Source organism: Sorangium sp. So ce1504, from assembly GCF_051521635.1.
In the GTDB taxonomy this organism is placed as follows: Bacteria; Myxococcota_A; Polyangia; order Polyangiales; family Polyangiaceae; genus Sorangium; species Sorangium cellulosum_B.
Genome location: NZ_CP150365.1, coordinates 4,822,041 through 4,848,066, shown reverse-complemented (window position 1 = coordinate 4,848,066; position 26,026 = coordinate 4,822,041). Strand labels below are relative to the sequence as shown.

18 protein-coding genes are annotated in these 26,026 nt (G+C 67.4%); 9 read left to right on the top strand and 9 right to left on the bottom strand.

The genetic code is table 11. The features are described 5' to 3' along the window. Positions 1–19 precede the first annotated feature (19 nt). The 4 genes from WMF39_RS18210 to WMF39_RS18195 are packed head-to-tail and all read left to right on the top strand — an operon-like array spanning position 20 to position 3,445. Positions 20–1,090: a hypothetical protein gene (locus WMF39_RS18210; protein WP_437746754.1), complete on the top strand. Its 1,071-nt coding sequence runs from the start codon at positions 20–22 to the stop codon at positions 1,088–1,090. Beyond that, positions 1,090–1,686, top strand: coding sequence for an RNA polymerase sigma factor (locus tag WMF39_RS18205; RefSeq protein WP_437746753.1), 597 nt, complete (start codon positions 1,090–1,092; stop codon positions 1,684–1,686). Before WMF39_RS18210 ends, WMF39_RS18205 begins: the two co-directional genes overlap by 1 nt. Then, on the top strand, positions 1,683–2,483 hold the full coding sequence (locus tag WMF39_RS18200; protein WP_437746752.1) for a hypothetical protein: 801 nt from the start codon (positions 1,683–1,685) through the stop codon (positions 2,481–2,483). The genes WMF39_RS18205 and WMF39_RS18200 overlap by 4 nt, the downstream gene beginning before the upstream one ends. Positions 2,484–2,527: 44 nt before the next feature. Further along, on the top strand, positions 2,528–3,445 hold the full coding sequence (locus tag WMF39_RS18195) for a fibro-slime domain-containing protein (RefSeq protein ID WP_437746751.1): 918 nt from the start codon (positions 2,528–2,530) through the stop codon (positions 3,443–3,445). Positions 3,446–3,571: 126 nt separating this feature from the next. Here the strand turns inward: WMF39_RS18195 and WMF39_RS18190 are convergent, their stop codons facing one another. Further along, on the bottom strand, positions 3,572–5,989 hold the full coding sequence (locus WMF39_RS18190) for a type VI secretion system Vgr family protein (RefSeq protein ID WP_437746750.1): 2,418 nt from the start codon (positions 5,987–5,989) through the stop codon (positions 3,572–3,574). A gap of 83 nt (positions 5,990–6,072) precedes the next feature. Next, positions 6,073–6,405, bottom strand: coding sequence for a hypothetical protein (locus tag WMF39_RS18185; protein ID WP_437746749.1), 333 nt, complete (start codon positions 6,403–6,405; stop codon positions 6,073–6,075). 331 nt (positions 6,406–6,736) lie between these two features. Here WMF39_RS18185 and WMF39_RS18180 point away from each other — a divergent pair, with 331 nt between their 5' ends. Continuing rightward, entirely contained in the window at positions 6,737–8,257 is a 1,521-nt protein-coding gene (locus WMF39_RS18180) for a hypothetical protein (RefSeq protein WP_437746748.1), read from the top strand. Positions 8,258–8,341: 84 nt separating this feature from the next. Here the strand turns inward: WMF39_RS18180 and WMF39_RS18175 are convergent, their stop codons facing one another. Beyond that, a complete protein-coding gene (locus tag WMF39_RS18175) occupies positions 8,342–9,205 on the bottom strand; it encodes a hypothetical protein (protein ID WP_437746747.1) in 864 nt (287 codons plus the stop codon). Positions 9,206–9,747: 542 nt separating this feature from the next. Here WMF39_RS18175 and WMF39_RS18170 point away from each other — a divergent pair. The 3 genes from WMF39_RS18170 (at position 9,748) to WMF39_RS18160 (ending at position 16,754) form a co-directional block, all read left to right on the top strand. Beyond that, a complete protein-coding gene (locus tag WMF39_RS18170) occupies positions 9,748–12,456 on the top strand; it encodes a glycosyltransferase (protein ID WP_437746746.1) in 2,709 nt (902 codons plus the stop codon). Continuing rightward, a complete protein-coding gene (locus WMF39_RS18165; RefSeq protein WP_437746745.1) occupies positions 12,453–15,551 on the top strand; it encodes a hypothetical protein in 3,099 nt (1,032 codons plus the stop codon). Before WMF39_RS18170 ends, WMF39_RS18165 begins: the two co-directional genes overlap by 4 nt. 999 nt (positions 15,552–16,550) lie before the next feature. Then, positions 16,551–16,754 (top strand): hypothetical protein, encoded by a 204-nt coding sequence (locus tag WMF39_RS18160; RefSeq protein ID WP_437746744.1) that lies wholly within the window; start codon positions 16,551–16,553, stop codon positions 16,752–16,754. A gap of 193 nt (positions 16,755–16,947) precedes the next feature. On the opposite strand, the gene WMF39_RS18155 is transcribed toward WMF39_RS18160, so the two are convergent. Further along, a complete protein-coding gene (locus WMF39_RS18155; RefSeq protein ID WP_437746743.1) occupies positions 16,948–17,334 on the bottom strand; it encodes a hypothetical protein in 387 nt (128 codons plus the stop codon). 532 nt (positions 17,335–17,866) lie between these two features. Between WMF39_RS18155 and WMF39_RS18150 the strand changes: the two genes are divergently transcribed. Further along, a complete protein-coding gene (locus WMF39_RS18150) occupies positions 17,867–18,232 on the top strand; it encodes a hypothetical protein (RefSeq protein WP_437746742.1) in 366 nt (121 codons plus the stop codon). Positions 18,233–18,703: 471 nt separating this feature from the next. On the opposite strand, the gene WMF39_RS18145 is transcribed toward WMF39_RS18150, so the two are convergent. From WMF39_RS18145 to WMF39_RS18125, 5 genes are read right to left on the bottom strand one after another with little or no spacing between them, the layout of a single operon-like run. Further along, positions 18,704–19,093 (bottom strand): DUF4150 domain-containing protein, encoded by a 390-nt coding sequence (locus tag WMF39_RS18145; RefSeq protein ID WP_272095087.1) that lies wholly within the window; start codon positions 19,091–19,093, stop codon positions 18,704–18,706. A gap of 9 nt (positions 19,094–19,102) precedes the next feature. After that, complete coding sequence (locus WMF39_RS18140; RefSeq protein ID WP_437746741.1) at positions 19,103–19,756, bottom strand: DUF3540 domain-containing protein; 654 nt, start codon at positions 19,754–19,756, stop codon at positions 19,103–19,105. A gap of 10 nt (positions 19,757–19,766) precedes the next feature. Next, the gene (locus tag WMF39_RS18135; protein ID WP_437746740.1) at positions 19,767–20,876 is read right to left on the bottom strand and encodes a pentapeptide repeat-containing protein; all 1,110 of its coding nucleotides are present in this window, start codon (positions 20,874–20,876) and stop codon (positions 19,767–19,769) included. Continuing rightward, entirely contained in the window at positions 20,863–23,526 is a 2,664-nt protein-coding gene (locus WMF39_RS18130) for a DUF2169 family type VI secretion system accessory protein (protein ID WP_437746739.1), read from the bottom strand. The genes WMF39_RS18135 and WMF39_RS18130 overlap by 14 nt, the downstream gene beginning before the upstream one ends. 43 nt (positions 23,527–23,569) lie before the next feature. Beyond that, positions 23,570–25,969, bottom strand: a complete 2,400-nt coding sequence (locus WMF39_RS18125) for a type VI secretion system Vgr family protein (protein ID WP_437746738.1) — start codon at positions 25,967–25,969, stop codon at positions 23,570–23,572. Positions 25,970–26,026: the final 57 nt, after the last annotated feature.

Below are 26,026 nucleotides of genomic sequence, written 5' to 3'. Positions count from 1 at the left end.
AGCCGATCCCGGGGCGAGCATGCGCGGGGCTGTGTCGCTCCTCTGCGCGTGCGCCGCGCTCGCCCCTGCCGCGGCGCGCGCCGAGTGCGCGCGGGGGGCCGCGGACGTGTCGTGGGTCCGCCTGGAGGGGGCCGAGGAGCGGTGCCCCTCGGCGCCCCGGCTCCGCGACGAGATCGCGCGGCGCCTCGGGCGGGAGCTCGCCACGACGGGCGGCGGCCTCTCGATCGAGGCCGTGGTGAAGGGAAACCCCGGGGCATGGTCGGCCCAGATCCGGACCGTCGGGTGCGACGGGACGCCGCCCACGGTGCGCAAGCTCGAGAGCAGCGCGGCGACGTGCGAGGCGATCACCAGCGCAGCAACGCTGGTGATCGCCCTCGCCATCGATCCCACGGCCGCCCTCGCCGCGCCGGCCTCGCCTCCCCTGGCCGGAGCCTCGCCTCCGCCGGAGCCGCCGGAAGCCCCGCCGCCAGGAGCCCCGCGGCCGGAGCCGCCGCGAGGCGCCCCGGCAGAGCCCGCGACGCAGGTGGAATCCTCGCGCGCCGCGCCCCCGCCGCTCCCCGACGCGGAGCGCGAGCCTCGCCCTGGGGCCTCGGTCACGCTGCGCGGGCTCGCCACCACGGGCCTCCTCCCGGTGATCGGGCCCGGCGTCGCATGGGCGGCCGAATGGTCCGTCGCGCCGCGCTGGACCACCGCGTCGGGACTGCTGTGGCTCCCGGAGCAGCGCACAGCCGAGCCGGCCCTCGCGTTCGGCCTTACCGCGGGCTGGCTCGGCGTGTGCGCGGAGGCGCTCCGGACCGGGCAGCTCTCACTCGGCGCGTGCGTCCACCTGCTCGCGGGCGCCGTCCATGCTGTCATCCATGAACATCCGTCGGTGCTCCCCGTCGACCCGGGAGCCCGGCTCTGGGTCAGCCCCGGTGTGGGCACGCGCCTCGCCGTGCGTGTGGTCGGTCCGCTCCGTCTCGAGACCGGAATCGACCTTAACTTTCCGCTTACGCGATACCGTTTCCAGCTCCAGGGGAACGAGCAGCCGGTCTTCGAGCAGCCGGTGATTGCCGGCGCGCTCTTCGGAGGGGCCGGGATCGCGTTTTGATGAAGGACCCCTCGGACGTCGGCATTCAGACGAGCGTGGAGCAATGTCTGGACGCAGAGGTCCGCGCCGGACCCAGGCCGCCCCGTGGCTTCGCCGCGGTGCACGCCGAGCACGCCGGCTTCGTGTGGGCCACGCTGCAGCGGTTCGGTATCCATCCGCCGGACCTCGAGGACGCGTTCCAGGACGTCTTCGTCGTGGTCCAGCGGCGTCTCCCCGCCTTCGACTGGGCCTGTCCGGTCACGACATGGCTCTTCGCCATCTGCCGGCGCGTCGCCGCCTCGCACCGCCGACGCGCGCAGCGCTCGCTCGTCGGCGAGGACGTCCACGACGTCGCGGATCCCGCGTCGGGCCCCGAGGAGATCGCCTCCGGGAAGCAGGCGAGAGAGCGGCTCGAGCGCATCCTCCAGGCCATGGATCTCGATCGGCGCGCCGTCTTCGTGATGTTCGAGATCGAGGAGATGCCATGCAGCGAGATCGCCGATCTGATCGGCATCCCCGTGGGCACGGTCTACTCGCGCCTTCACGCGGCGCGGAAAGAGTTTGCGGCGCTGCTGAAGAGGATCGAGGCCGAGCGCGCGCGACGAGGGGGCATATGAGCGAACCGAAGCGGTGGATCGAGGAGGATGGAGGCGCCCCGGCCGGGGCGCGCGAGCTGCTGCGTTCGGCCGTGCGCCCGCGGCCGATGACGCTCGTCGAGGCGGCGCGCACGGCGGCCCGCGTGGCACCGCTCGCGGCGGCCCCGAACGGCGGCGCCGCGCTGCCCATGTGGGCGAAGGGCCTGCTCGTCGTGGCGGGCCTCGGGGCCGGCGGCCTCGCCCTCCACGGCGCCGTTCGCCAAGGACAGCGCGACGCCGCGCTGGCCCAACCGCCGCCTCGGCTGGAGCACCTGTCGGCGGAGCGCCTCCTCTCGAGCGCGCGGGGCGCCCTGCGCTCCGTGGAAGCGGCGCCGGCTGCCTCTGCGCAGGATCTACCGTCCCTGGCCGCCGAGGCGCCCCATCCGGCCGCGTCCGCCCCTCGCCGGGAGCCGCCGCGCGACGTCGGCCAGAACGTCCGGCAGAGCGAGCCCGCGCCGCCTCCTGCGCCGACCGGGAGCGCGGCGTCCGACCGCGACGACCTGCTCCGGGAGGCGACGCGCCTGGAGCAGGCCAGGGCGCTGCTCGCGCGGTCGCCGGAGGCCTCCCTCGCGGCGCTGGACGAGCACAGGCGCGAGTTTCCGAGAGGCCAGCTCACGGCAGAGCGGGAGTTCATCGCCATCGACGCGCTGGTGCGGCTGGGCCGCACGGAGGAGGCGCACGCGCGCGCGGAGGCATTTCTCACGAGGCATGCGTCGAACCCCTATGCCGGACGGGTGCGCCGCCTCGTCGGCAGGGCCCCTGCAGGCAGCACCCATTGACACGACACGCTCGCGTGAGTTCACCGGCGAGCTCGGAGGCATCCATGCGACAGGAGACGATCTCGATGAAGCTAGCCCAGCCCACGGCGGCCTTCCGCGCGGGCGCCCCGCGATTCCTGGCCGTCCTTCTCTCGACGGGCACGGCGCTCGCGGGGTGCACCACCGAGATCGCCGTCATCGGTCGCGACCTCGGCGCCACGACCTCGTCGTCACCCGCCTCGTCCTCGTCCACCGCCGGCGGTGATGACCCCGGCATCCTCGATCCCGGCGCCGGCGGCGGCTCTCCCCAAGGCAGCGCCGGCGCTGGCGGGGACGAGCGTTGCGAACCGAAGCTCGCGGGGGTGGTGCGCGACTTCAAGGCCTTCGGCTCTGACGGCGGGCACCCCGACTTCGAGAACTTCGCGGGCGACGGCCTGAAAGGCATCGTCGAGCCCGAGCTCGGCCCCGACGACAGGCCGGTCTATGCCCATGAGGGCGGCACGGCGCACACGACCGGGCCCGAGGCGTTCTATCAGTGGTATCACGACGACCCCACGGTCAACATACCGATCCGGTACGACGTCCCTCTCCAGGTGAGCGAAAGCGGCCTCGGGGTCTTCTCGGGAGACCAGTTCTTCCCCATCGACGATCGGGGGTGGGGCAACGAGGGGAACATCCACAACTTCGGCTTCACGTACGAGCTCCACATGACGTTCAACTACCAGCCCCGCGGCGTCTTCTTCTTCAACGGCGACGACGACCTCTGGGTGTTCATCAACAGGCGCCTCGCGATCGACATGGGCGGGCTCCACGTCCCGACCTCGGCGCTCCTCGAGCTCGACGCGCACGCCGAGGAGCTCGGCATCGAGGTCGGCAAGGAGTATCCGCTCGACTTCTTCTACGCGGAGCGCCGCGGCGGCAGTGCGGTGTTCACGATGATGACGTCGTTCAAGTTCACGAACTGCGCCCCGATCCTGAAGTAGCGCCGAGAGCGCGCCGCGCGCCAGCTGGGATCGACGGTCTTCATGCGATGGAACCCAGGGAAGCGGGCTCGGTGGGGCGTACGGCTCGGCGGCGAGAGCGAGCGCGTCGCACACGCGATGGACGGATCACTTGAGGATATGCAACTGCGAGTGCCTCAGGTCGAGGTAGCACTTCATTCTGTGTATCTCGACACCGACATTGATACCCTTCGCCTTCAGCTTCGATACACTGATCTCCTTCACCTCATTCGGGGCTTTCTTGAATGCCAGCCCATCGATCCTCTCGTACTTTGTCCCTTTAATCCTCTCGACCCGTCTCCCAATCTCCGTTTTATATAGACCATTCACCACGCTGGTGGCGTTGCCGGTGACAGTGCTCTTCCTCCACGCATTCACCGTAGAGGTGACTCCGCCGTTGAACGTGCTGGTGGTCCTGCCCGTGATCTGCGTGACGCTCCCCCCCTTGTGGATGGTGGTCGTTCTCCCTGCGTACAAGTCGGTCGTGGCGCGACCACGGATCTCCGTCGCCCTCGTCCCCTGAACGGTCTTCTTGCTATTGCCTCGAATCGTCGTTTCGTTGTCTCCAACGACCGTCGTCTCGCGATCATCGCGAAAGATGCCCGTGTCCTTGCCCTGGATGGTGGTGGTGCGGGTCTTGCCGACGTACAATTGGCTATGGCCATCGATCTCGACATTGCGATTGGCCTTGAGCGTGGTCTTGTCGTCACCATTGACGGTCGTGGTCCGCTTCCCCTTGATGAGGGTCTCTCGGTACCCACGAACAGTTGCCTTGTCGTAGCCAAAGATGTTAGTCCTGCGCCAGCCCCCGACCACGCTGTCTGAGTATCCACCGACGACGCTGCACGAGTAAAGCCCGGTGATCGACAGACCGAAGCCTAACACCACATTCTGGGAGAACCCCCCGGTGACCGTCGTTCGGTTGAGACCCACGATGTTCTCGGCGGAGAGCCCGACAAACGCGAACGCGTTACCCCACGTCTTCGACTCGAGCGTCGCTCCAAAGTTGGGCGCCCCCATCCGGATGTAGGTGTTCGAATGGGGCGTCGACAGCGTGATCCGCTCTTGCCCCGCCTGGTCTTCCAGCTCGAGGCGATTGCGCCCGCCCGTCTGGATCACGTTCCGCGTGCTGTTTCCCGCCGTGACGGGGCTCGGCGTCAGCGCATTGGGCGCGACCCCGACGATGGCCGGCCTATCGGGATCGCCGCCCGCAAAGGCGCACATGACCTCGACGCCAGCTCGGAGCGGGAAATGGAAGCCCTCGATGCCACCGCCATGGGGCTGAAGCATCCGAACCCAGGTCGACGCCTTCCCCCCGCTCAGGTCGCTCTCGTCGAAGTGGAACTTGACCCGGTAGCGACCATGGCTGTCGATCTGGGCGTAGTCGCTGACCGCCGCCCCATCGACGATCGCGGTCTCGGTGCCGTAGATGCGCGGCCACTCGGTGACCTGCGGCGCGCGGAACTGCACCGTCGCGGCGATGGCCTTGGCCTCGATGCGGTAGTTCTCCTCCCACGGCGCGAGCTCCCGGAGCTCGGGGACGCCCGAGGCCTGGCTCGACCAGTGCTCGATCTCGGTGGTCAGATACTTCGTGTTGAACGCGGCCCGCGGATGGTCGTCGAGCTCGAACGTGAACCCGGGAATCAGCGTCCCCGCCGCGCCCATCGCCTGGTGGACGACGCCGGCGGCGGAGAGGCTCTCGGCCTTGATCCGCGCCAGCCGCGCCCCTTCGCCCGGCGAGAAGAACCGCGCGCCGTACAGGCTGACCTCGCCGAATCCGTTGGCGCAAACGGACGCCTGCCCGGCGACCGCTACAGCCGGATTGGTGTAGTCATAGTCCTTGAGGCGAACCGAGCCGGGCGTGGCGCCATGCCGGCACGTGAAGGCGCGGAAGGCGTCTCTCGCCGTGTTGACGCCGCCGCTTTGCGGGTAATAACGAATCGGCTTGTTTCCATGGGGCTGATGGACCGACCGATCGTCGACCAGCACCAGCGTCTCGCCGCCCTCCCCATGCTCGAAATAATAGTAGATGCCTTCGCGCTCCATCCACCGGGCGATGAAGGCATAGTCGCTCTCGCGGTACTGGCAGACATGCTCCTCGGCGCCGTAGGCGCCCCGGAGCTGGAATGCGCAGTCCGTGACGCCGCCCTTTTGCAGGACTTCCTGAATGATCACCGGGATGGTCTTCTCGCCGAAGACACGGCTGTGAAGAGACAGGGTAAGCAGGGCGAGGCGCGGGACCATGACGGCCCGAAAGACGCATCTACCCGCAAAATCGTTGACCAGCTCGACGCTTTCAAGCACGCCGCTTCGGAGGAAGCGCGCGCCGCCGTCGCTCCGGTCGAGGGAGAGGGTCACCGGCTTGCCCACGGCAGCGGCCATATCAAAATCATGGCCGACGTCGTTGGTCATCGTCAGGTAGAGCTCGAAGCGATAGAGCTTCGAGATGCCCTCGGTGCCATGAAAAGCTACGAGTTTGGTGGAAGAGGGCAAGGCGCTCGAGTGAACGACAAACATATCGGACATGGAGGTACCTCACGGGTGAGTAAGAGCGGCCGATAAAAAGACGCAGAGCCTCGACCGGCACCTCGGGCAGGCTCTCCTGAGGGCTACTCGGCGTAGCAGATGCTACGGCAGGCCGGGACCCATTGGTTGCAGGCCCAGGCGGCATCCGCTGACCTATGGCCCCACCAGATCGTGACAGTGCCGGCGTAAGGAAGACCGCGTTCATCACGGCGGCAGGTCCATTTGGTGTAGGTCTCATACGCTTGCGGCGCGTTGCCAACCGCCTCCGCCGCGTCGGGGTCGATCGACTCCGCTGACTCGGGCTGGGTCTCTTGCTCGTCATCGCCCTCGAGGGGAGCCGCGCCGACGCAGCCACCGAGCACGGCTGCGGCGCCGAGGAGCGTGAGCGGGAGTACTACCTTGCTGAACAAGCTCATTTTTTATTCTCCTGGGAGTTTTTTTACTGGGGGGGACCGTTCGCATCCCGGTCTCCCTCGCGCCTGGTGGATGCTCCGGTGGCGGGCCGTCCTTCACCAAATCGTCCGCAGCCGTCTCTTCATCGCCGGTCCCCCTCGCTCATCGCCCGATGCGCCGCTCGATCCGGTACCGGCCGGCGAAGATGGCGCCGAGAATGAGGTTCGATGACACCTGCGTCTCTTTTCTCAGCGTACGTCGGCGTGGTGAGCCCGTGGCAATTCGGAAAATTGCGCTGCTCAGGGCTTGACCTCGCGGCCGCCCCTCCGGCAGACTCCCGCGCTTCGAGCACCTATGCCGCACAAAGTCTGCGTCGCCACGCCGTTCGCGCTGGCGTCCGCCTTGCTCCTCCAGGCCGGAGCCGTCCGCGCGTCGGGCGCGCTCGAGATCACCGGCGCTCCTACGAGCGCCAACGGGCTGAACGCACGGGCGCTCGCGCGAGGACCGGAAGCCGCGTTCTTCAACCCCGCGCTCCTGCCGTATGCGGCAGCGACGACGCAAGCGGGCCTCTTCGTGCTCGTCACGCACGGCGACATCACCCTCGCCCCGCGCCCCCCTGGCGTCGACGTGCCCGAGTCGGTGTACGATGGCCAGATCCGGAATCCGGACGGCTCGACCTCCCGGCTCACCCACCGGCCCTTGCCGGGGTCGAAGCTCCCGAGCCCGCGGGCTGACACGCGCGACCGGCAGATCAACAGCTACGCGACGCTCGGGTTCGTGCGGCCGCTCTGCGAGGACCGCCTCGTCCTGGGCTTCTACGCCCTGCTGCCGCTCAGGAGCTTCCAGGAGCAGCGGGCCTTCTTCGCCGACGAGCGCGCGCAGTACTTCTCGAATCGGCTGGAGTTCGAGCTGCTGGGAGATCGGTTGTCGGTCACCAGCCTGGCCGTGTCGATGGCTGGCCGGATCACCCGCTGGCTGTCCGTCGGGGCGGGCGTCGACGTCACGATCGGCACCAGCGCGCGGACCGCCGTCCACGTGCCCGACGCGAGCGACCAGCGGACCGCCCTCATCAACCCCGACGTGGAGGTCGAGAGCGTCTTCGCCCCTTACTTCGCCTTCGCGACCAGCCCGGCCCCCTGGCTGCGCCTCTCGGCCACGCTCCACCTCGCCTCGGCGTCGGACACCGACGGCGAGAACAGGATCCGCTTCTGGAACTATACCTATCCGGAGGGCGAGACGTCGGTCCCCCAGGCCTATCGCTTGACGCTCGGCCACCAGCCGACGCGCGTCAGCGTCGGGGCCTCGATCATGGGCCCGCCAAGCGAGGATCGAGGGGGCGAGCGCGCCGCGCGCTCGAAGAGCCCGGCGCCGCCCGCCTGGGAGATCGGCGGGCACGCGCTCCTGACGCGGTGGTCAGAGTACCGCGATCGGCACGCGGAGACCCCGCCCGACCCGTGGTCGAGCACGGTATCCGTGGGGCTCGGCGGCGCGATCGCGCTGGGGAGCCGCAGGTTCTCCGCCGACGTCGCCTTCACTCCGTCTCCGGTGCCGGACCAGACGGGCAGGACCAACTACGTCGACAATTCGCGCATCGCGGTCAGCGCCTCGTTCGAGACGCCGGTGTCGCTCTTCGGCGCCGACTTCGGCGTGGGAGCGTTCCTGCACGGCCAGCTGCTCGTGCCACGGGAGGTGTCGAAGAGCCCGTCCGCCAGGAACCCCGTGATCGACGAGGTCCCCGATAACCTTGTCGACATCGTGAGCGGCGAGCCGCTCGACGGCGTGGAGGGGCTGCAGACGAACAACCCAGGTTATCCCGGCTTCTCCAGCGGCGGCTGGCTGGCCGGCGCCGGCTTCGTCCTGCGGCTGCCTGAGTGAGCAGCGCAGCGAAGCCGGCGTCCTCTCGATCGGAGGCCCGGAGGCGCTCGGTCACGCGGGGCGCCGCGACCGCCGGGAGGGGCTTTACTGGAAGAGCGTCTCGGCCCTTTCCTTGATCCAGGCGCAGTCCGCGTCGTCAGGGGTACGGACCATCACGAAGGTGCTGTTGCACGCCTCCGGATCGGGATACGTCCTCGAGGCGGCCATGGTCGCCTTGAGGCTCGAAGGATCCGTTTCGAGCACGCTCTGCTCCGACACGAACCCGAGCCGACCCTCGATGCGATCGGTCGCGACCGCCACGCCGTCGAGCTCGGTCCGCGCCCGCTCGGCCACGTACACCGACCCGTCGATGAGCCCCTGGAGCTGAACCGTCATCCCCGGGTGTCCGTCCTCGTCCTGATCGACGACGCGAGCGTCCGCCGGATCCGTGGGCAGCTCGTCCTCCGCCGGGTCGCCGAGCGCCGCCCCGATCACCTCGTGGAGCGGCCCGAGCTTGTAGCGGAGCCCCCCTTCGCTCGCCGCAAACGTGCCCTCACGGGTCACCGGCGCGAGCGCCTCCCGGAAGCTGTCCGGGATGACGGCGTGCACGATCGCGTCCGGGTCCTCGGTGTAATGGTCGCAATACGTGCCCTGCAAGGAAATAGCGTCTCCATTCTGCTGCTGCGTGATGAGCATCACGCTGACGATGCGCGTCTGGAACGGCGGGAGACCCTGCGCCTGGGTGAGCTGCGACCCGATGGCGCGGTACGCCCACGTGCCGGAGACGTTGGTGACGTCCGGCGCCGCGGCCTGCGCGCAGCCCGGCGACTCCCCGCCCGCGCCTCCCGTCGCCCCGGATCCCGTGCTCGTCGTCGCGACCGTCGTCGTCGCGTCCGCGTTGTCAGCAGGATCAGATCCGCAACCCAGGAGGGGCAAGGCAAGCAATCCAACGAACAGGTTGTACCTCATTCAAAGCTCCATGCATCGCCGGCCCGCGCGTCGAGGCGGCCGTGAAGATGGCCGCCTTCGGTCGTCCATGGCCAGCTCGTCTGCGTTCGGACGACCGGCGCGGTTGTTAGCATGAGCGCGCGCGCTGGAGGTGCGCCGACGCGCCGGCTCCTCATTTTTTCCGCCGCATCCCGAAGCGCACGGCGAGGAGCAGCGCGAGGAGCGCTGCGTGGAGCAGAGGCCCCGTCGCGTCCTTTTTGCGCCGAGGAAGTCCCGAGCACCTTCACAGCGCCACCCCGCCACGGAGTCGTGTTTCTGGCAGGGACCGCGCCAGGCTTCGCACGCGACACCGACCTGCGCATCCAGCGACTCGCCTTCGTCATGGGATCTTCGTTCTCTCGATAAAGAGATGGCCGCAGACGATTTGGCGAAGGACGGCCCGCCACCGCAGCATTCAAAAGGCGCGAAAGACCGCCACGGCTGGGCCCTGAGGACCGCGAGGCGGCTCATCGTAGATCCTCACAAAAGCATCTTCGACAGCATAGACGATCAGGACGACCGCGATGAGCTCGACATCGGAAGCAATCCCGATCGGCGACGGCATGGTTCGCCCGACGCAATTTCAGCGACTCCTCCCCACCGTTCCCCGCCTGGCCTCCAGAGGCGCATGGTTCGCGTGCTCGGCCTTGTATGTAGCGGCCGCCGTCGTCCTGATACGGGCGGTACTCGCGGGTCTCGACGTCCCCGGGCGCGCTGCGCTCTTCGCCATCGGTCTTCTGGGGGGCTGGCGCCTGTCGTGGTTTCTTGTCAATGTCACCCGCGCTGCGCTCAACGTGAACTGGCGTTTCCCGAGGTTTCGGCGCGCGGCCGACGCCCTGGGGCCGGCGGGGCGGGCGTCGGAGGTGGTCGTTCTCATCACCTCCTATCGAATGGAGCCCGAGGTCACGATACCGGTGTTTCACGCGCTGTTCGACGAGGCGGTCGCCTATGGCGTGCCCGTGACCGTCATGGCCTCCATGGGCAGCGCCAAGGAACAAGACCTCGTCAGGACGCTCTTCGAAGGGCGCGGGGCACCATCGTCCGTCCGCCTGGAGCTGTTCCTGCAGAGCGGAGCCGGCAAGCGCGAGGCCATGGCGGATGTCCTCGCCGCCATCCAGCGCCGCCCCCTGCCCGACGGAGCGGTCGTAGCCTTCCTTGACGGCGACACCCTCCTCGATCCCGGCACGTTCGAGCGCAGCTTCTCCTTCTTTCGCCTGCGCCCTGAGGTCGGCGCCCTGACCACCGACGAGCGGGCGTTCGTGTCGGGAACGAGCCTTGCGCGCGAGTGGTTCGATCTGCGCTTCGCCCAGCGGCACCTCTACATGTCCTCGGTCGGCCTGTCCGACAAGGTGCTGACGCTGACCGGCCGCTTTTGCGCCTTCCGCGCCGAGATCGCGACCCATCCCGATTTTGCGCGCATCGTCCGCGAGGACCACATCGACCACTGGCGGCTAGGGCGCATCCGGTTCCTCACCGGCGACGACAAATCGACCTGGTACTGGGTGCTGCGGGCCGGCTGGTCGATGCTCTATGTACCGGATGTCTGCGCCTATACATTCGAATCCATGCCCTCGCAGGGCTTTGTCACGCCGTCGGTGCAGCTGATGTGTCGCTGGTACGGGAACATGCTGCGCACCAATGGCCGCGCTCTCGCGCTGGGTCCGCGCCACGTCGGTCCGTTCGCCTGGTGGTCCTTGCTCGAGCAGCGCATCTCCACGTGGACCTCGCTGGTGGGACCGACGTTCGGCCTGCTGATGCTCACCGGCAAGATTCCCGGCATTCTCGCCGCGTACCTCCTGTGGACGCTCGGGATCAAGTCCGCTCAGAGCGTCCTCGTCGGCATACCCCGGAGGCGCGTCTCTCCGTTCTATCCATTCCTTCTCTACTACAATCAGGTGGTCGGTGCTGTGGTGAAGATCCACATGACCTTCAACCTGCACAAGCAACGCTGGACCCGCCAGGGGACGGGACAACCCCAGGTGGCGCGAAACCTGCGCGAGTGGGTCGTCTCCTCCGCCCTCACGGCGCTGTCCTATGCCCTGTTCGTCGTCCTCACCGCCGCCGTCGCCCTGCACGACCCGCACGCCGAGGAAGCGACGACGCAAGGCCAGCTCGAACGCATGTTGGCGGAGGCCAAGCCGGGGTCCGTGGTGCGTGTCGCGGCGCGCGAGCTCCGGCTGACGAAGCCGCTCATCATCCGCCGCGACGATGTCGTCCTCGAGGGCGCCGGAAGAGGAAAGACGACACTGGTGGCGAGCTTCTCCAGCGATGGACAGCCGACGCCGGCGATGATCGTGGTGCGGGGCGAGCTGCCTTCGGAGGTGCAGGGCGACAGGAAGGGGCAGCTCGAATCCCCTCTCGATCCCGCCTCGACGATGGTGAAGCTCACGCACCCGGTCCATGTCCAGACCGGGGATTTCGTCGCGTTGCGAGCCGGCAACGATCAAGCGTTCCTCGACGCCCTGGGAGCCCGTCGGTGGAACCAGCAATACCCCATCTTGCGTCAGACGCTGGGGCGCGTGACGCGGGCCGAGGGCTCCACCATCACCCTCGAACGGCCGGTCGGAGACAGCTTCCCGGCGGGGACCGAGGTCATCCCGGTGCAACTGCGGCGCGAGGTGACGATCCGCGATCTCACGATACGCTACGAGCTGAACGGCGAGCCCGCGCCCGATCTTTACGCAAATACGCGGCCGAACAAGGCTGTGGACGGGATCATGCTGCTGGGAACGGCCGACGTGACCTTGGAGAGCGTCGAGGTCTTCGCCGCGGGTCGGCATCCCCTGAGCATCGACACCGCCTACGCCCCGCGCGTCAGCGATGCCCGGCTCGAGGGGGCCTGGAACAAGGGACCGGGAGGCAACGGCTATGTACGCATCGCCCGAGCCAGCTTCGGCGCCTTCGACGATCTCACCCTGCGTGGCCTGCGTCACCTGACCATCCAGTGGTCAAGCCACGACAATACGTTCGACGACCTTGATGCCGACTGCGACGTGAATTTTCACGGAGGATGGAGCCGGCGCAATCGCGTGCAGGTCGCCCGTCTCGTCCCTCGGCCGAACCATCCCTGGCCGAGGATCGTGCGAACCCCGGCCACCGCCCGATGGGCGCCGCCCGATGGGCCGGGAAATGTTGTCCTGTCACCCTCCGGGGCAGAGCTGGCCGAGAGAACCGAAGATGGTCTGAGCTCTGACGAGGGTGACTCGCCGTCGTTGGAGGTGGGGAATTTATGACCCCTGGCAAGATCGCCGCAGTCGTCACCCCCTTGCTGTTGCTCGGCGCCGTCCAGGCGAAGATGTGGATGACGTATACGACCCAGGCTACGCCGGCCGTGAGCGTCCCGGCGGACACCGCCACGGCCGAGGACGCCGGCGAGCGGGAGGTGATCCGCGCGCCGATAGCCGGAACGCTGTATGCCCCGAAGCTCACCCTGGGAGCCCAGGTGTCCGCCACCGACCTGCTCTTCCGGGTGGGGCCTGATCATGAGGGTGAGGTGACCGCCAAGGGCGATGCCGAGGTGGTCGAGGTCCTGGCGGTTCCAGGCACACATGTCGCCCAGGGCGACGTCGTGATGGTGCTGCGTTCGCAGAAGCCGATGGCGACCTCCTCTCCGGACGCGTCCATCACCGCTGAGCCCACACTCCCCGGAACATGGTCATCCGACCTGCTCGCCTCGGGCGAGTATGTGCCCGACCTCTCCTATGCGGGATATTGCTTCGGTGAGGCTCCGCTGCCCCGGACGGACGACCATCCGGCCACCCTCATCGACGTCATCCGTTTTGACGCGCTGCCCGACGACGATCGGGACGACACGACGGGCCTGCGCGCAGCCCTGGACGAGGCCGAGCGTCACAAGGGCCCCGTGGTAGTCCGCCTCCCCCCCGGCCGCTTCATCCTGAGCGACATCCTGTTCATCGAGCGCGGCGACATCACTTTGCAGGGCTCAGGGAGCGGAGCGAACGGTACGACAATCTACGTTCCCAAGCCCCTGGCCGAGATGCCGAAGCCCGACGTGATCAGCAAGATCGAGAAGGACATCGCCAGGCGGAACTGGCGTACCGGACACGGAGGGCTTTATTCGGCATTCGCCTGGAACGGAGGCATCATCTGGACGCGAAACCCCGACAGGTCGACTTCGCCACCCATCGGCAAGGCCCTGGAGGGAAAGCGGGGTCAGCACGACCTGCGAATGAACGACGCCAACGCGGTGACGCCCGGCGAGATCCTGAGCATCCGGTGGTACAACCGGAGCGGCGACGACTCCCCCATCCTGCGCCACATGTTCGGCGTCCGGGACCGCAGCTTCGGCGAGAAGATGGCATCCCCGTCGAACACGCCGATAGCGACGCAGGAAGCGACCGTGGTCGATGTGAAAGAGAACGTCGTCGTCCTCAAGCAGCCGCTCCTCTTCGACGTGCATCCGGAATGGGGCTCGACGGTGAGCCACACCAGCTTCCTCGAGAACATCGGTATCGAGCATCTCCGGGTGAGCTTCAAGCCCGCCCCGCAAGCGCCACACGAGGAGGAACGCGGTTTCAACGCGATTTACCTGACTGACGTCGCTCATTCCTGGGTGCGTGACGTTCGTGTCGACGATCCGGACTCCGCCTTCCTGGTGACGGACAGCGCCAATGTCACCCTCGAGGAGATCACCGTGAGCGGTCGGCCCGGACATTACGGCGTCATCCTGCTCAACGCCTACAACGTGCTCGTCAAGGACTTCGACATCGACGCCGAAGAGATCCATTCGATCAGCTTCGACTCGCGGGCGCACGGGAACGTATATACCCATGGCCGCGTCCGGCGGGGCACGCTCGAGCTGCACAGGGGGCCCAGTCACGCCAATCTGTTCGACGACCTCGTCGATGTCGAGGACCGCGACAGGGCTTTCCTGTTCAGTCAGACCGGTCAGCCTTACTGGGGACCGGCCGGAGGGTACAACACCTACTGGAACCTTCAGCTGAAAATGTCCGCGCCGCCCCTGGCTCCCCTGGATCTGGGCCCGTTGCCCGAGGCCGGGCTCACGCGCGTCGTCGGCGTTTCGGCGAACGTACCGGTCCAGCTCAAGGGCCCGGCCGCTCACATCGAGCACATTGGCGCCGACGACCCTGCCATCGACTCGCTCTACCGCCACCAGCTCGCCAGGCGCCTGGGGCAGCCCAGCCCGACGGTCCGCATCTTCAACGAGCTTCAGCGCATGAACGGCGAGACCCGCTGGACGGTCTGGGGCAACGGACATGTCGCGCGGAACGGCAAGTACTACTTCGCCATGGGCAATCACCAGATCGTCGATGGCAATACCATGGTCATGGAGTACGACCCGGACAAGCAGACGCAGGCGAAGGTGTTCGATGTCGCGAGCGCCATCGAACAGCGCCATGGGCAGAAGGGCCACGGCAAGATACACGCCGACATCGTCGAGGACGCCGACGGCTGGCTCTACTTCGCCACCTGGTGGGGCGGACGCGATCCCGATCACGAGGAGCCCGACTACGACGCGAGCTATCAGGGGTCGATCCTGCTCCGGTATCACCCGGAGCTCAGGAGGTTGGAGAACCTCGGCACCGTCGTCCGCGAGCATGGCGTCGTCACGGCCGTCTGCGATCGGGCGCGCGGGCTGATCTATTTCCGCGCCATCTCGTACCGCCGGGGCAAGAACGAGGCGGGTCTTGCGGTCTTCGACATCGCGAAGAAGAAGGTGGTGTTCACCGGCGGCGGGGCGGAAATGGGGGAACGACGCGGGCTCATGCTGGGCGGAGATGGGATGGTGTATTTCAGCGGTACCGATCTGCGCCTGCATGCCTACGATCCGGCAGAGAACAGGATCAAGACCACCGACATCGCGCCACCGAGCGTGCCGTTCCAGACGTCCTTCTCACGCAAGAACATGCTCCGGGTCGGCACACCGCCGGCGCCGAGCGGCACGGTGTACGCGACGACCCACGGTGGCATGATCTTCAGCTTGGGCCCGTCCGGCCAGACCCGTTCGCTCGGCACCACCTGGAAGCAAGGGTACTATGCGCCATCACTCGCCTTCTCGCCGGATGAGCGATGGCTCTACTACGCTCCCTACTTGCCCGGCCCCGCCGGCCAGCCCGAGCTCAAGGAGGCACCGGTCATGCGCTTCGACGTGCTCAGCGGCCAGCGCGAGGTGCTGGCGCTGCTGGGGCCGCGGCTGATCAGGGAGCGCGGCTACATCATCGGGCAGAACTACGGGGTCGCCCTGGATGCCAGGCGCTCCCTGCTCTACCTCCTCTACAACGGGCGCGTCGCCGCGTCGGACGCGGAGGTTCCGTGCTTCGTCGTGCTGCCGCTCGCGCGGCGATAAGACAGAGCGGCTGTGGTGTCATGACTCTGCCGAGGCGCTTCGCACGATCGGATTTCGCTCCTCGACGGAGGCGCTCCGTGTGCTGATCATGCTGTCCTCCTCGGGCCGCGCAAACCTGGCGACATCAGCGAAATTTCAGGCAAGGAGGCCCTGGCTGCTCGAGCGGAGCCGAATGCGACAACTACTTCCCCCAATGAGCCCACTCAGCCCAGCAACTTCCGTTGCACGCGCTTATCCATTCGTTGCAGGCCCACTTGGCATCATAATCGTGATGCCCCCACCAGATGGTGACCCAGCCTTTGCGGGCTTCGGCACCCCCCCATGGCGCCGGATCAATACGCCAGCACGACCATGTGCTATTGCTATAATCCGTAGCCGCTTGCTGCGCGGTTCCAACCGCCTCCGCCGCCTCGGGGTCGATCGCGTCCGCTGACTCGGGATCAGCCGCCTCCGCCGCCTCGGGCTGGGTCTCCTTCTCGTCATCGCCTCCGAGGGAAGCGTCGCCAACGCAGCCACCGAGCACGGCTGCGGCGCCGAGGAGCGTCAACGGGAGGACCCTCTTGCTGAACAAGCTCATCTATTGATTCTCCTGAAAATTTTTCAATGGCGCGGACCGTTCGCATCCCGATCTCGCTCGCCGACTGGATGCTGCGGTGGCGGGCCGTCCTTCACCAAATCGTCTGCGGGCGTCTCTTTTTCGAGAGAAGCCTCCTGTCACGCTGGCGATCTCGATCTCCTCAAGCCGGACGCGGAGCTCCTCGAGCTCCACGGCGGGAGCGCGCGAGGCAGGCTCGGAGACGGCGCGCGCGATCATGGAGAGCCCCCGCGCATGGACGCGGCGTGGTCGCCGGCGTGGAATCGCCCAGAGCCCGGATGTGCGGCGAAGCCTTGGTTGCGTTGGCGTGAAGCGATGCGTGGGCTTCCCTTCACCGTGCCGTCGCGTGGCCGTGCGCTCGCGGATGCCCATGCGCGCGACATTGCCGGGCTCCAGGAGGCCTGATGAAGACCGCGCATTGCGCTACACGCCGTTTTCTCACCGTGCTCATCGCGCTCGCCGCACTCGCGCTCGTGGCCCCGCGCCCGGCCGCGGCGACGTTGCAGATCCGCGTCGAGGAGGTCACGTTTCCCGTCACGCTCTCGGATGGCAACACCTATTCCATCGCCGGGCACCTCTACTACCAGCACAGCTACCGGAACATTTGAGGGGATATCTCAGAAGTCAGTACGGCACCCATTGTTCACTAACGAAACTGCCAGCATTACGCCAGAGCTCGCTGCGCTCCTCGAGCTCCTTGCGGGGGCGGCGGTGGGGCGTCCGAGACGTGCTGCTTCCGGACGACTGCGCATTCAGGCTGCGCGCAGGCGCCGATGTAGCCGCTGGGGTGCGCCTACATGCTCACCAGTTCTGCACCCAAAGTTCATTGACCTGTTTCGCCGTGACGCAGTCCCCGCCCCCGCGGCGGCAATCCGCGATCCACTGGTTGCAGGCCCATAGGGCATCCGTCTGGGTATGGCCCCACCAGATGGTGACCTGGCCGGCCATCGGATTCCAATTGAAGGCCCAGCAGTGCCATGTGGTCAGACGTGTAAGCGCTTGCTGCGCGGCTCCAACCTCCTCTGCCGCGTCGGGGTCGATCGCGTCCGCCGACTCGGGATCAGCCGCCGCCACGTCGGGCTGGGTCTCGCCATCGCCTTCGAGGGGAGCCTCGCCAACGCAGCCACCGAGCAAGGCTGCGGCACCGAGGAACGTCAACGGGAGGACCCTCTTGCTGAACAAGCTCATTTTCAATCTCCTCAGAAATTCCTACTGGAGGGGCCGTTCGCATCCCCTCTCTCTCTCGGCTGCTGGATGCTCCGGTGGCGCGCCATCCTTCACTCAATCGTGTGCGGCCGTCACTTTTGCGAAAGAAGCCTCCTGTCGCGCTGGCAAGCTCGCTCTCCTCAAGCTGGAGCTCGCGGTGACCCTCGAGCTAGTTCCGCGCGTCGGAAATCCCGCCAGAAATCATAGCGATTTCGGTATCCTTCGGCTGTTTTGCCACCGAGGGCAGCTCCGGCGTGGCCCAACGGGCCCCCTCCGCCGCCGCGCCAGCCAATGTCCGGGCCCGCGGTATGATGGGTCGGCATCGGCACCTCGCCCCGATCGGGTCACCAAGATCGACCGGGAGGCCGTCGGCCAGCGGGACAGGAGGCTTCTTTCGCAAAAGTGACGGCCGCACACGATTGAGTGAAGGACGGCCCGCCACCGGAGCATCCAGCTCGGCAAGAGCGGGATGCGAACGGCCCGCTCCAGGTAAAATTCTCAGGAGAGTAAAAAGATGAGTTTGTTCAGCAAGAGGGTCCTCCCGTTGACGTTCCTCGGTGCCGCAGCCTTGCTCGGTGGCTGCGTTGGCGACGCTTCCCTCGAAGGCGATGAAGGGCAGGAGACCCAGTCCGACGTGCCGGCGGCTGATCCCGAGTCGGCGGACGCGATCGACCCCGACGCGGCGGAGGCGGTTGGAACCGCGCAGCAAGCGGCAAAAGCCAGTTGGACGTGCTATGTTCGTGACGATGACTGGAATTCGGGGTCGGGCATCAAAATCGCCGGCTATGTCACAATCTGGTGGGGCTATCAGCAACATGATGCCACATGGGCCTGCAACGCTTGGCGCTCGGCGTGCGGTGGGCAGTGCTGGGCAGAATAAGGCTGGTAGCCTGAAGATTCCGCCAATGTAGTTGTCGCATTCGGCTCCGCTCGAGCAGCGAGCGGTTCCTTGCCCGAAATCTCGCTGAGGTCGCCAGGTTTGCGCGGCCCGAGGCGGACAGCACCAACCGGTGGAGGCGGCCATCACGATCCGCGGGTTCCGGACGCGATCTCGCCGTTAGCACCAAACGCCCCTCAGCGCATTCACCCACGATTTCCGCCGCCCATGATTTCTGCTTGAGCCTGGCTGCTGTCGGTTGGCCCTGCGCAGGCGTGTACGGCACTCGGCATCAGCCGCGCAATCCTCTACCGGCAGACCCGGCCCGCGAAGCCGCCCGCGCTGCCCGGGCCCGCTCCGAGCCCACGCCGGGTCAGCGCCCCCGAGCGGCAAGCCGCGCTCGACGTGCTGCACAGCGACGAGCTCGTCGACCCGCCCCCGCCGGAGGTCCACGTGACAGGCGTCCGAGATCCCTCAGGGGGACAGGATGAGCACCTTGACCTGACTCGGCACGATCCGCATTCCGGGGCAGTTCGTGGAGTTCTGCAGGCTCATGCTGGTCAGCCGGGTGGCCGGCATGCCGCCGACGAGGCATGTGAACGCGGCGGTGATGTGACGGGAAGGCCCCATGACCGAGCCGGACGCGACCCCCAGGGCGACGCCGGGCTGATCGCCGACGGAGATGAGCTGCGTCGTCAGCAGGTTATGCGCGGGCGCGCACATGAACAGCACGTTGTACGCGGCCGGCGCGCTCACCGGGCCAAAGGACATGTTCGGATAAGGGATCGGGGCAGGCACCGGCGGGGTGAGGCACACGTCCGGAAACCCCAGGTTCATCCCGCCCATCTGCGTGTTCGCGAACATGATGCCTCCTCAACCCAGGTGGATCTGCTCGCCGTCGATCTTGACGAGCTCCTGCGCGGTCACCAGCGTGTTCTCGCCGCGCAGGCTCATCGTCTTCTTCGCGACGTAATCGACCCGCTCGGCCCGGAGCTGCTCGCTCTCCTCGACGGTGCGGTAGGAGCGCTTCACCCGCTGCGAGAGCCGCTCCAGCACGGAGTCGAGGCTCCCGGCGAGGACCTTGGCCTTGCCGATCTCCGCGCGAAGGAGCGTCCCGACGAACGAGAGGCTCTGCAGCGCGATGTTCCCGTCGACGGCGTTCACCGAGAGGCCCCCCGAGACCACCGCCACCTCCTTGGCCGAGACCAGGCCGATGCCGTCCTGCGCGGCGACGCTGAGGCGACCGGCTGGCAGCTTGATGTTCAGGTCGCCGTCCGCGACGATGCTCCCGGGCGCGCCGTCCTCCCGCTCCAGCACGGAGAGCACGTAGCAACGCCCGTCGGTCGCCACGGCGACGAGCACGAGGTCGCCTGCCTCGGGCTCGAGGAGGCACCCCTTGGCGCGCTTCGCCCGGAGCTCGCCCGCGTCGGTCTCCACGACGAGCGCCGCGCCGTCGGCGCGCACCACGGTGCCGAACTCCTGAGTGACCAGAGCCCTCGTCTCTTGCTTTCTCGCCAGACTGCGCATGATTCCCTCGTCAACGCGTAGACGTCTCGACACCCGCGGCCAGAGGCTCCGAGCTCCCCCGGCTGCTGCTCACAACCCGTGATTGCCACTGCTCCGCCTCGGCGAGATCCGCGTCGTCGCCGAGGGCGGCTGCCCGGTTGGACCACACGGCCCCTTCGTCCTTGATCCGATGGAGGCGCGCTCGAAACAGGGTCGCCCTCGAGAAGTCGCCGGCCGAGACGTCGGCGTGGGAGAGGTCGGCGTACGTCAGGTTGGCGCCGTTCCAGCGCGCGCCCGCGCACGCGGCCCGCGTCAGGATGCACATCTCGAGGTTGGCGCCGGCGAGGTTGGCCTCGATGAGGCGAGCGCCCACGAAGACCGACTCCTTGAGCACGGCCCCGGCGAGGCTCGCGCGGGTGAGGTTGGCATTCACGAAGAGCGCCCGGCCCGCGAGCGCGCCGTCGAGCTTGGCACCGGAGAGGTTCGCGTCCTTGAAACCGCACTGCGTCAGCGTCGCGCCGGAGAAGTCGCAGCCGCTGAGATCGGCGCCCGTGAACTGCGTCATCGTGAACGACATCCCGCGCAGGTCCTGGCCCGCGAGCTTCCCCTCCACGAGCACGACGAGCTCGATGACGGCGCCGCCGAGGGTCGCGGTCGAGAGATCGGCGCGCACGAGCGCCGTCTGCTTCAGCACGGCGCCCGAGAGGTCGATCCGCTCGGTCCGCACGTCCAGGATGGCGGCGCGGTCCAGGTTGGTGCGCGCGAGCCGGGCGCCCGAGAGGCTCGTGTTGATCACGCTCGCGAGGGTCAGGTCTGCTCCGCTCAGGTCGATCCCGGAGAGATCGCCGCCGGTGAGCTGCGCTGCGATCAGGGAGACGCCGTCCAGCTTCGCCCCCGTGAGATCACAGTCCACCATCGCCGCAAGGTGCAGGTTGGCGCCGGACAGGCGCGCGCCGCTGAAGCTGCAGCCGGTGGCGGTCGACTCCTTCAGCCGAGCGCCCGAGAGGTCCGCGCCGGCGAAGCTCACCTTGTCGAATATCGCGCCGGAGAGGTCGGCGCCCGAGAGGTCGACGCCCGAGAGGTCGACGTCGGAGATGATCTCGCCGCCCTGGACCAGCTCGACCAGATCATTTCTGTCCATGGTTCTCCGGCGGCGCGACGAAGCGCACGTACTTTACATTGGCCCCCTTCAGGCTCGTCGCGGCGTTTCCGCGCATCTTCGCGGCGTCGACGCGGAACAGGTTGGCCCTCTCGAAGTTCGCGTCGTCGACCTTCGCCTTCTGCAGCACGGCCTCCATCAGATCGATGCCGGACAGCGAGGCGCCTGTGAGGTCTGCCCGCGTGAGCATGGCGCCCACCGCGACGGCGCGATCCAGGCGAGCGCCCGTGAGGTCGCACTCGCTGAGATCGGAGCTCCGCAGGTTGGCCTCGGTGAAGTCGCTCCCTCTGAGGCAGGTGCCCCGAAGGTTGGCCTGCTCGAGCGAAGCGCCGCGGAAGTCGGCGCCGGCGAACGACGAGCTTGCGATGATGCGGATGTTGTCGAGCTTGGCGCCGCGGAAGACGGCGCCGTCGCCCTTGCCGGTGATGAACACCGACGCGCGGAGGTTCGCGCCGCGAAAGTCGACGCCCTGCACGTTGGCCTCGATGAAGGTGCACTGCTCGAGGTCTGCGCCGGAGAGCTGGGCACCGGAGAGGTCGGCGTTGATAAGGACGAGGTTGCGCGCGGTCACGCGGCTGAAGTCGGCCCCGTCGAAGGTCGCCTCGGACAGGTCGGCGTCCGACAGGCGCGCGCCGGTCAGGTCGGCGCCCGACAGGTTGGCCTTGGCCAGCACGGCGCCGGTGAGGTCGAGCCCGCCGCCCATCTTCACGTCGCAAAGGTTCGCTCCGCCGAAGTTCGCGCCGGCAAGGTTCGCCCCGGTGAGATCTGCGCCGAGGAGATTGGCCTTTGCCAGGACCGCGCCGGCGATGTTCGCGCCGCACAGCCGGGTGCCCGTGAGGACCGCGGCCTCGATCAGCGCGCCCTCGAGATCGATGCCCGACAGGTCGAGGTGCGAGAGATCGGCGCCCGTGAGATCGCGCCCCGCGAAGCTCTCCCCGGCCCGGTGCCCGGCGGTCACCTCTTCCCGCACGCGAGCGGCCTCCTCGCCGCCCAGCCGGGAGGCCGCCGGGTAGTGGTGTGCGAACTTCCGGTAGGCAGAGCGCATCTGCTCCTCGACCGCGAAGAGGCGCGCCACGAGCTCCGGATCACCGAGCTGCGCCTCGAGCTCGGGCCACTCGACCCCGCCGTTCCGCGCCATCTGGGCCACGTCCTCGAGCCGCTCGAGCTCCTTCTTGGCCGAGAACCGGGGCGGGCCGCCGGCTTCCTTCTGCCGCTCGCCCATGATCGCGTCGTAATCGAATCCGTGCTTCTCGCACTCGGCGCGCGCCCTCTGCTCCTCGGCCGCGCGGCGCGCCTCCGCGTCCGCCTTGACCTTCTCGGCCTCGGTCATCGCCCGCTCGACGTACGCCGGCAGCTCGTCCAGGCTGGGCTCGGTCACGTCCTCGTCCGGCGGCAGCGGGGCGACGAACGGCTCCGGATCGAGCCCCTGCGCCCGGATCTTCGCCTTGATCTCCTCGAGCTGCCGCTCCGCCTTCGCGCGGGCGCGCTTCTGCAAGAGCCCCTCCGATCGGAGCAGCCTGGTCATCTCCGCTTGAGGATCGTCCGGCAGCGGCCCCGCGCCCGGCTGCGGAGGCGGCATCAGATCCGCGTCACGCAGGAGGAAGAGGTGCCCTTTCTCCTTGTCCAGCCGCTGGATCATGACGGTTCGGTAATGCTCGACCGGCCTGGGCTCGCCCATCGCCTCGCAGCCCGCGACGATGTGGAGCACGTCGGCCGCATCGTCTTCACGGATCTTGAGCACCCCGCGATAGACGAGGATCCCGCGCTCGTGGTGGGGGAAGAGCCGGACGGTGTCGAGGCGGGTCGCGATCTCCCGGAAGGACTCCCCCTCGCCGGTCTTCTGGTTGATGAAGCACCGCGTCGCCACCCCCGGCAGCGCCCCTTCGATCCGGGGCTTCCCGGGGTGCATGTTCTCGATGACGAACGCCTCGTCGCCCCGGAAATACCCCTCGATCTGCTGGTCCGGCGGCGCGGTGTTGAAGAAGCTCCAGTCGAGGTCCTTGGCGAGCTCGGGGAAGCGCTCCTTGAGCCACGCTTCATCATACGTCCCGACCTTGGAGAAGCGCTGTGGCCAGGTCGGATCGTAACCTCCGAACCCGGCGGGCGGGGGCCGGTCGCCGGGCGACCGGACGAGGCGGCGCGGATCCTCGATGTTGGGCAACGGATGGACAGAGCCGCTCTCGCCGCGCACCGGCGCGAAGCCTTTGCCGATCGGGTTCGGCGCGTAGCCCTCGCCGCCGAAGGCGTTCTGCCATGTGATCGGCATCTCGGCGAACGGCTCCGGATCGGTCATCCCCAGGAGCTCGAAGCGGCGGTCTCCGACGACATAAAGAGTCTTGTCGATCGCCCCGAGCTGGACCCGCACCGAGCACGCGGTGCGCGGCACCGCGCCCGCGGTGAAGCAGCGGCCGTTCACGAGCAGCTCTCCCCGGAGCTTCGGCATGCACTCGTCGAGGATGGCGTCGCTCCCGAGCTCCGTGCCGGCGAACCTCCAGAGGCTCTGCTCGTAGAGCAGGTGCCTCGGCGCCTCGAACGGGAAGAAGACGAGGAGCGTGACGACGAGGTACGGCTCGCCGTCGTTCTCGAACACCTTGGTGAGCAGCCCCAGCCGGTTCGGCTTGATGGTCTTCATGAGGTTCGCTGCAGGCTCCCGGGGTCTTCTGCTCGGCGCCGCGCTAGTGGAACATGTGAAGAAAGGATTGCCAGACGTGAGCCCCCGTCGAGGTCACCTTGGCGGCGGCAGTCCTGCTGAGCGTTACCCCTGAGGTGCCGATCTTGACGGCCGAGTTCTTCATGTCGAGCAAAGTAACGTCAGTCTTGCCTTTTGAATTCTTGTAGTTCCAGCCCCAGATGATCTCCGCCTTCATCCCGGCGATGACATCCAGCTTCAATCCCACGACCAACTCCGTCCTTTGAGGGGCGACGACGTTCAGAGTGCCGAAGCCGTAGGTGAGGTTGATCAGGCCGCCGAAGGTGTTTTGAATTCTGACGCCCTGAATCTCGCGGTAGTCGGATTTGGCCTTCGCTCTGAAGTGCTCTGCCTGGATAACGTAGTTCCCCCCCGCGATGTGCTCGACGTTGCCGCCCGGGATCTCGACCTTCCAGCCATCGTTGAACTTCTCGTGCTGAAGGCCGGTGGTCTCCTCGTACCGGCCGCCCGTCGTCACCTTCGTCTCGTGATGGCCCTCGTACCGCTCCGTGACCTTCCCGTGGACGGTCGTCTCCTCGGCGCCGTGCTCGGATTTGCGCAGGTTGGTGACCGTGGTGGTCTGGGTGTCCAGGTATGTTTCCGTGACGGGCTTGGTGACCGTCTCGTTCTTCGTGTCCTTATAAATCTCCGTGACGGCCTTCGTGACGGTCTCGTTCTTCGTGTCCTTATAAATCTCCGTGACGGAGCCGGTGACGGTCTCTTTCAGGTAACCGCCGACCTCGATCTCCATTTGATCGTCGACGTTATCTTTCCTCCAGGTGCCCGTCTGGATCTCGAGCGACTTGCCCGTCTTGATCAGGGCGGTGCCGTCCGTCCTGGAGATGAAATTGTGGTGATCGTTGGGCGCGCCCATGCGCAGGATCGTGTTCTCGGTCGGTGTGCTGACGGTGATGCGCTGCGAGCCCGCCTGGTCCTCGAGCTCGATGCGGTTCCTGCCCCCGGTCTGGATGACGTTCCTCGTCCTGTTGGCCGAGGTGACGGGGCTCGGCGTGAGCGCGTTGGGGGCGACGCCGGCGATGACGGGGCGGTCCGGATCCCCGCCGAGGAAGGTGCACATCACCTCGGTGCCCTTGCGCAGGGGGAAATGGAACCCCTCGGTGCCGCCGCCGTGCGGCTGGAGCATGCGCACCCAGGTCGAGGCCTTGCCGCCCCGGAGGTCGCTCTCATCGAAGCTCAGCTTGACCGCGTAGCGACCGTGCTGGTCGATCTGGGCGTACTCGCTGTCCGCCGGGCCGTCGACGACGGCGTGCTCGGTCCCGTAGATACGAGGCCACGGCGTCCGCTGCGGCGCCCGGTACTGGACGGTCGAGGAGACGGCCTTGACCTCCATCCGATACACATCGTCCCAGGTGAGCCCGATGATCTGCATCAGCTCCGGCGCCCAGCCCGTCTGGTTGCCCCAGTGCTCGACCTCGGTGGCCAGATAAACCGTATTCAACGCCGGCCTCGGATGCTCTTCGAGCTCGAACGTGTACCCGGGGCGCATGTGGAACGCCGCCCCGGCGCCGTGGTAGACGACCTGGCCCGCGAGCAGCTCCTGCGCCTTCACGGCCGCGAGGCGGCTGCCCTCGGCCGGCGTGAAGAAACGCGCGCCGTGGACGCTGATCTCGCCGAGCCCCTTCGCCGCGACGGGCGCCCTGCCGGAGATCTCGATCGCGGGATTGTTGTAATCATAGTCGCTCATGCGGACCCTGGACGGCATCGACGTGTGCCGGCACGTGAAGGTCCAGAGCACCTCTCCCTTGGCCCTGTGCTCGCTGAACTGCGGGACATACCGGACCGCCTTCTGGCCGAGCGGGACGTGGACGCCCTTGTCGTCGGTGATGATGAGCGTCTCCCCGTCGTCTCCTTGCTCGAAGTAATAATAGAGCCCCTCGCGCTCCATCCACCGCGAGATGAAGTCGAAGTCGCTCTCGCCGTACTGGCACACGTGCTCCTGCGGCTTGTAGCTGCCGATCAGCCTGAGCTCGTACTCCGAGACCCCAGCGCCCGAGAGCACCGTCTTGATGATCTCGGGCACCGTCTGGTCGGTGAAGATCCGGCTATGCAGGGAGATGGTGAGCTTCCAGAGCTGCGGCACGAGCACGGCGCGGAAGACGGAGCGCTCGCCAAACGCGTGGATGAGCTCCACCGTCGCGAAGATGCCGTTCACGAGGAAGGGAGCCCCGCCGTCCGACGGGGAGAGGCGGAGTGTCGCCTTCGTGCCCACAGCGTCGGCGAGGTCGAGATCCTGGCCCACGTAGTTCGTCATCACGAGATAAATCTCGAAGACGTACGGCTTCGACAGCCCCTCTGTCCCTCGAAAGCCAATGACCCGCGTGGCGGCAGGGAGCGCGCTGGCGCTGACGGTGAACGCATCTTGCATGGTTGGATTTCCCCGTTATCGGTACGCGTTGGCTCCTGGCGCCGGAAGAACGTCGAC

Coding starts and splice junctions, on each gene's coding strand:
- WMF39_RS18170 (WP_437746746.1), top strand. CDS start 9,748: ATGAGCTCGACATCGGAAGCAATCCCGATCGGCGACGGCATGGTTCGC.
- WMF39_RS18150 (WP_437746742.1), top strand. CDS start 17,867: ATGAGTTTGTTCAGCAAGAGGGTCCTCCCGTTGACGTTCCTCGGTGCC.
- WMF39_RS18145 (WP_272095087.1), bottom strand. CDS start 19,093: ATGTTCGCGAACACGCAGATGGGCGGGATGAACCTGGGGTTTCCGGAC.
- WMF39_RS18135 (WP_437746740.1), bottom strand. CDS start 20,876: ATGGACAGAAATGATCTGGTCGAGCTGGTCCAGGGCGGCGAGATCATC.
- WMF39_RS18210 (WP_437746754.1), top strand. CDS start 20: ATGCGCGGGGCTGTGTCGCTCCTCTGCGCGTGCGCCGCGCTCGCCCCT.
- WMF39_RS18175 (WP_437746747.1), bottom strand. CDS start 9,205: ATGAGGTACAACCTGTTCGTTGGATTGCTTGCCTTGCCCCTCCTGGGT.
- WMF39_RS18165 (WP_437746745.1), top strand. CDS start 12,453: ATGACCCCTGGCAAGATCGCCGCAGTCGTCACCCCCTTGCTGTTGCTC.
- WMF39_RS18155 (WP_437746743.1), bottom strand. CDS start 17,334: ATGAGCTTGTTCAGCAAGAGGGTCCTCCCGTTGACGTTCCTCGGTGCC.
- WMF39_RS18190 (WP_437746750.1), bottom strand. CDS start 5,989: ATGTCCGATATGTTTGTCGTTCACTCGAGCGCCTTGCCCTCTTCCACC.
- WMF39_RS18160 (WP_437746744.1), top strand. CDS start 16,551: ATGAAGACCGCGCATTGCGCTACACGCCGTTTTCTCACCGTGCTCATC.
- WMF39_RS18130 (WP_437746739.1), bottom strand. CDS start 23,526: ATGAAGACCATCAAGCCGAACCGGCTGGGGCTGCTCACCAAGGTGTTC.
- WMF39_RS18205 (WP_437746753.1), top strand. CDS start 1,090: ATGAAGGACCCCTCGGACGTCGGCATTCAGACGAGCGTGGAGCAATGT.
- WMF39_RS18140 (WP_437746741.1), bottom strand. CDS start 19,756: ATGCGCAGTCTGGCGAGAAAGCAAGAGACGAGGGCTCTGGTCACTCAG.
- WMF39_RS18185 (WP_437746749.1), bottom strand. CDS start 6,405: ATGAGCTTGTTCAGCAAGGTAGTACTCCCGCTCACGCTCCTCGGCGCC.
- WMF39_RS18125 (WP_437746738.1), bottom strand. CDS start 25,969: ATGCAAGATGCGTTCACCGTCAGCGCCAGCGCGCTCCCTGCCGCCACG.
- WMF39_RS18195 (WP_437746751.1), top strand. CDS start 2,528: ATGCGACAGGAGACGATCTCGATGAAGCTAGCCCAGCCCACGGCGGCC.
- WMF39_RS18180 (WP_437746748.1), top strand. CDS start 6,737: ATGCCGCACAAAGTCTGCGTCGCCACGCCGTTCGCGCTGGCGTCCGCC.
- WMF39_RS18200 (WP_437746752.1), top strand. CDS start 1,683: ATGAGCGAACCGAAGCGGTGGATCGAGGAGGATGGAGGCGCCCCGGCC.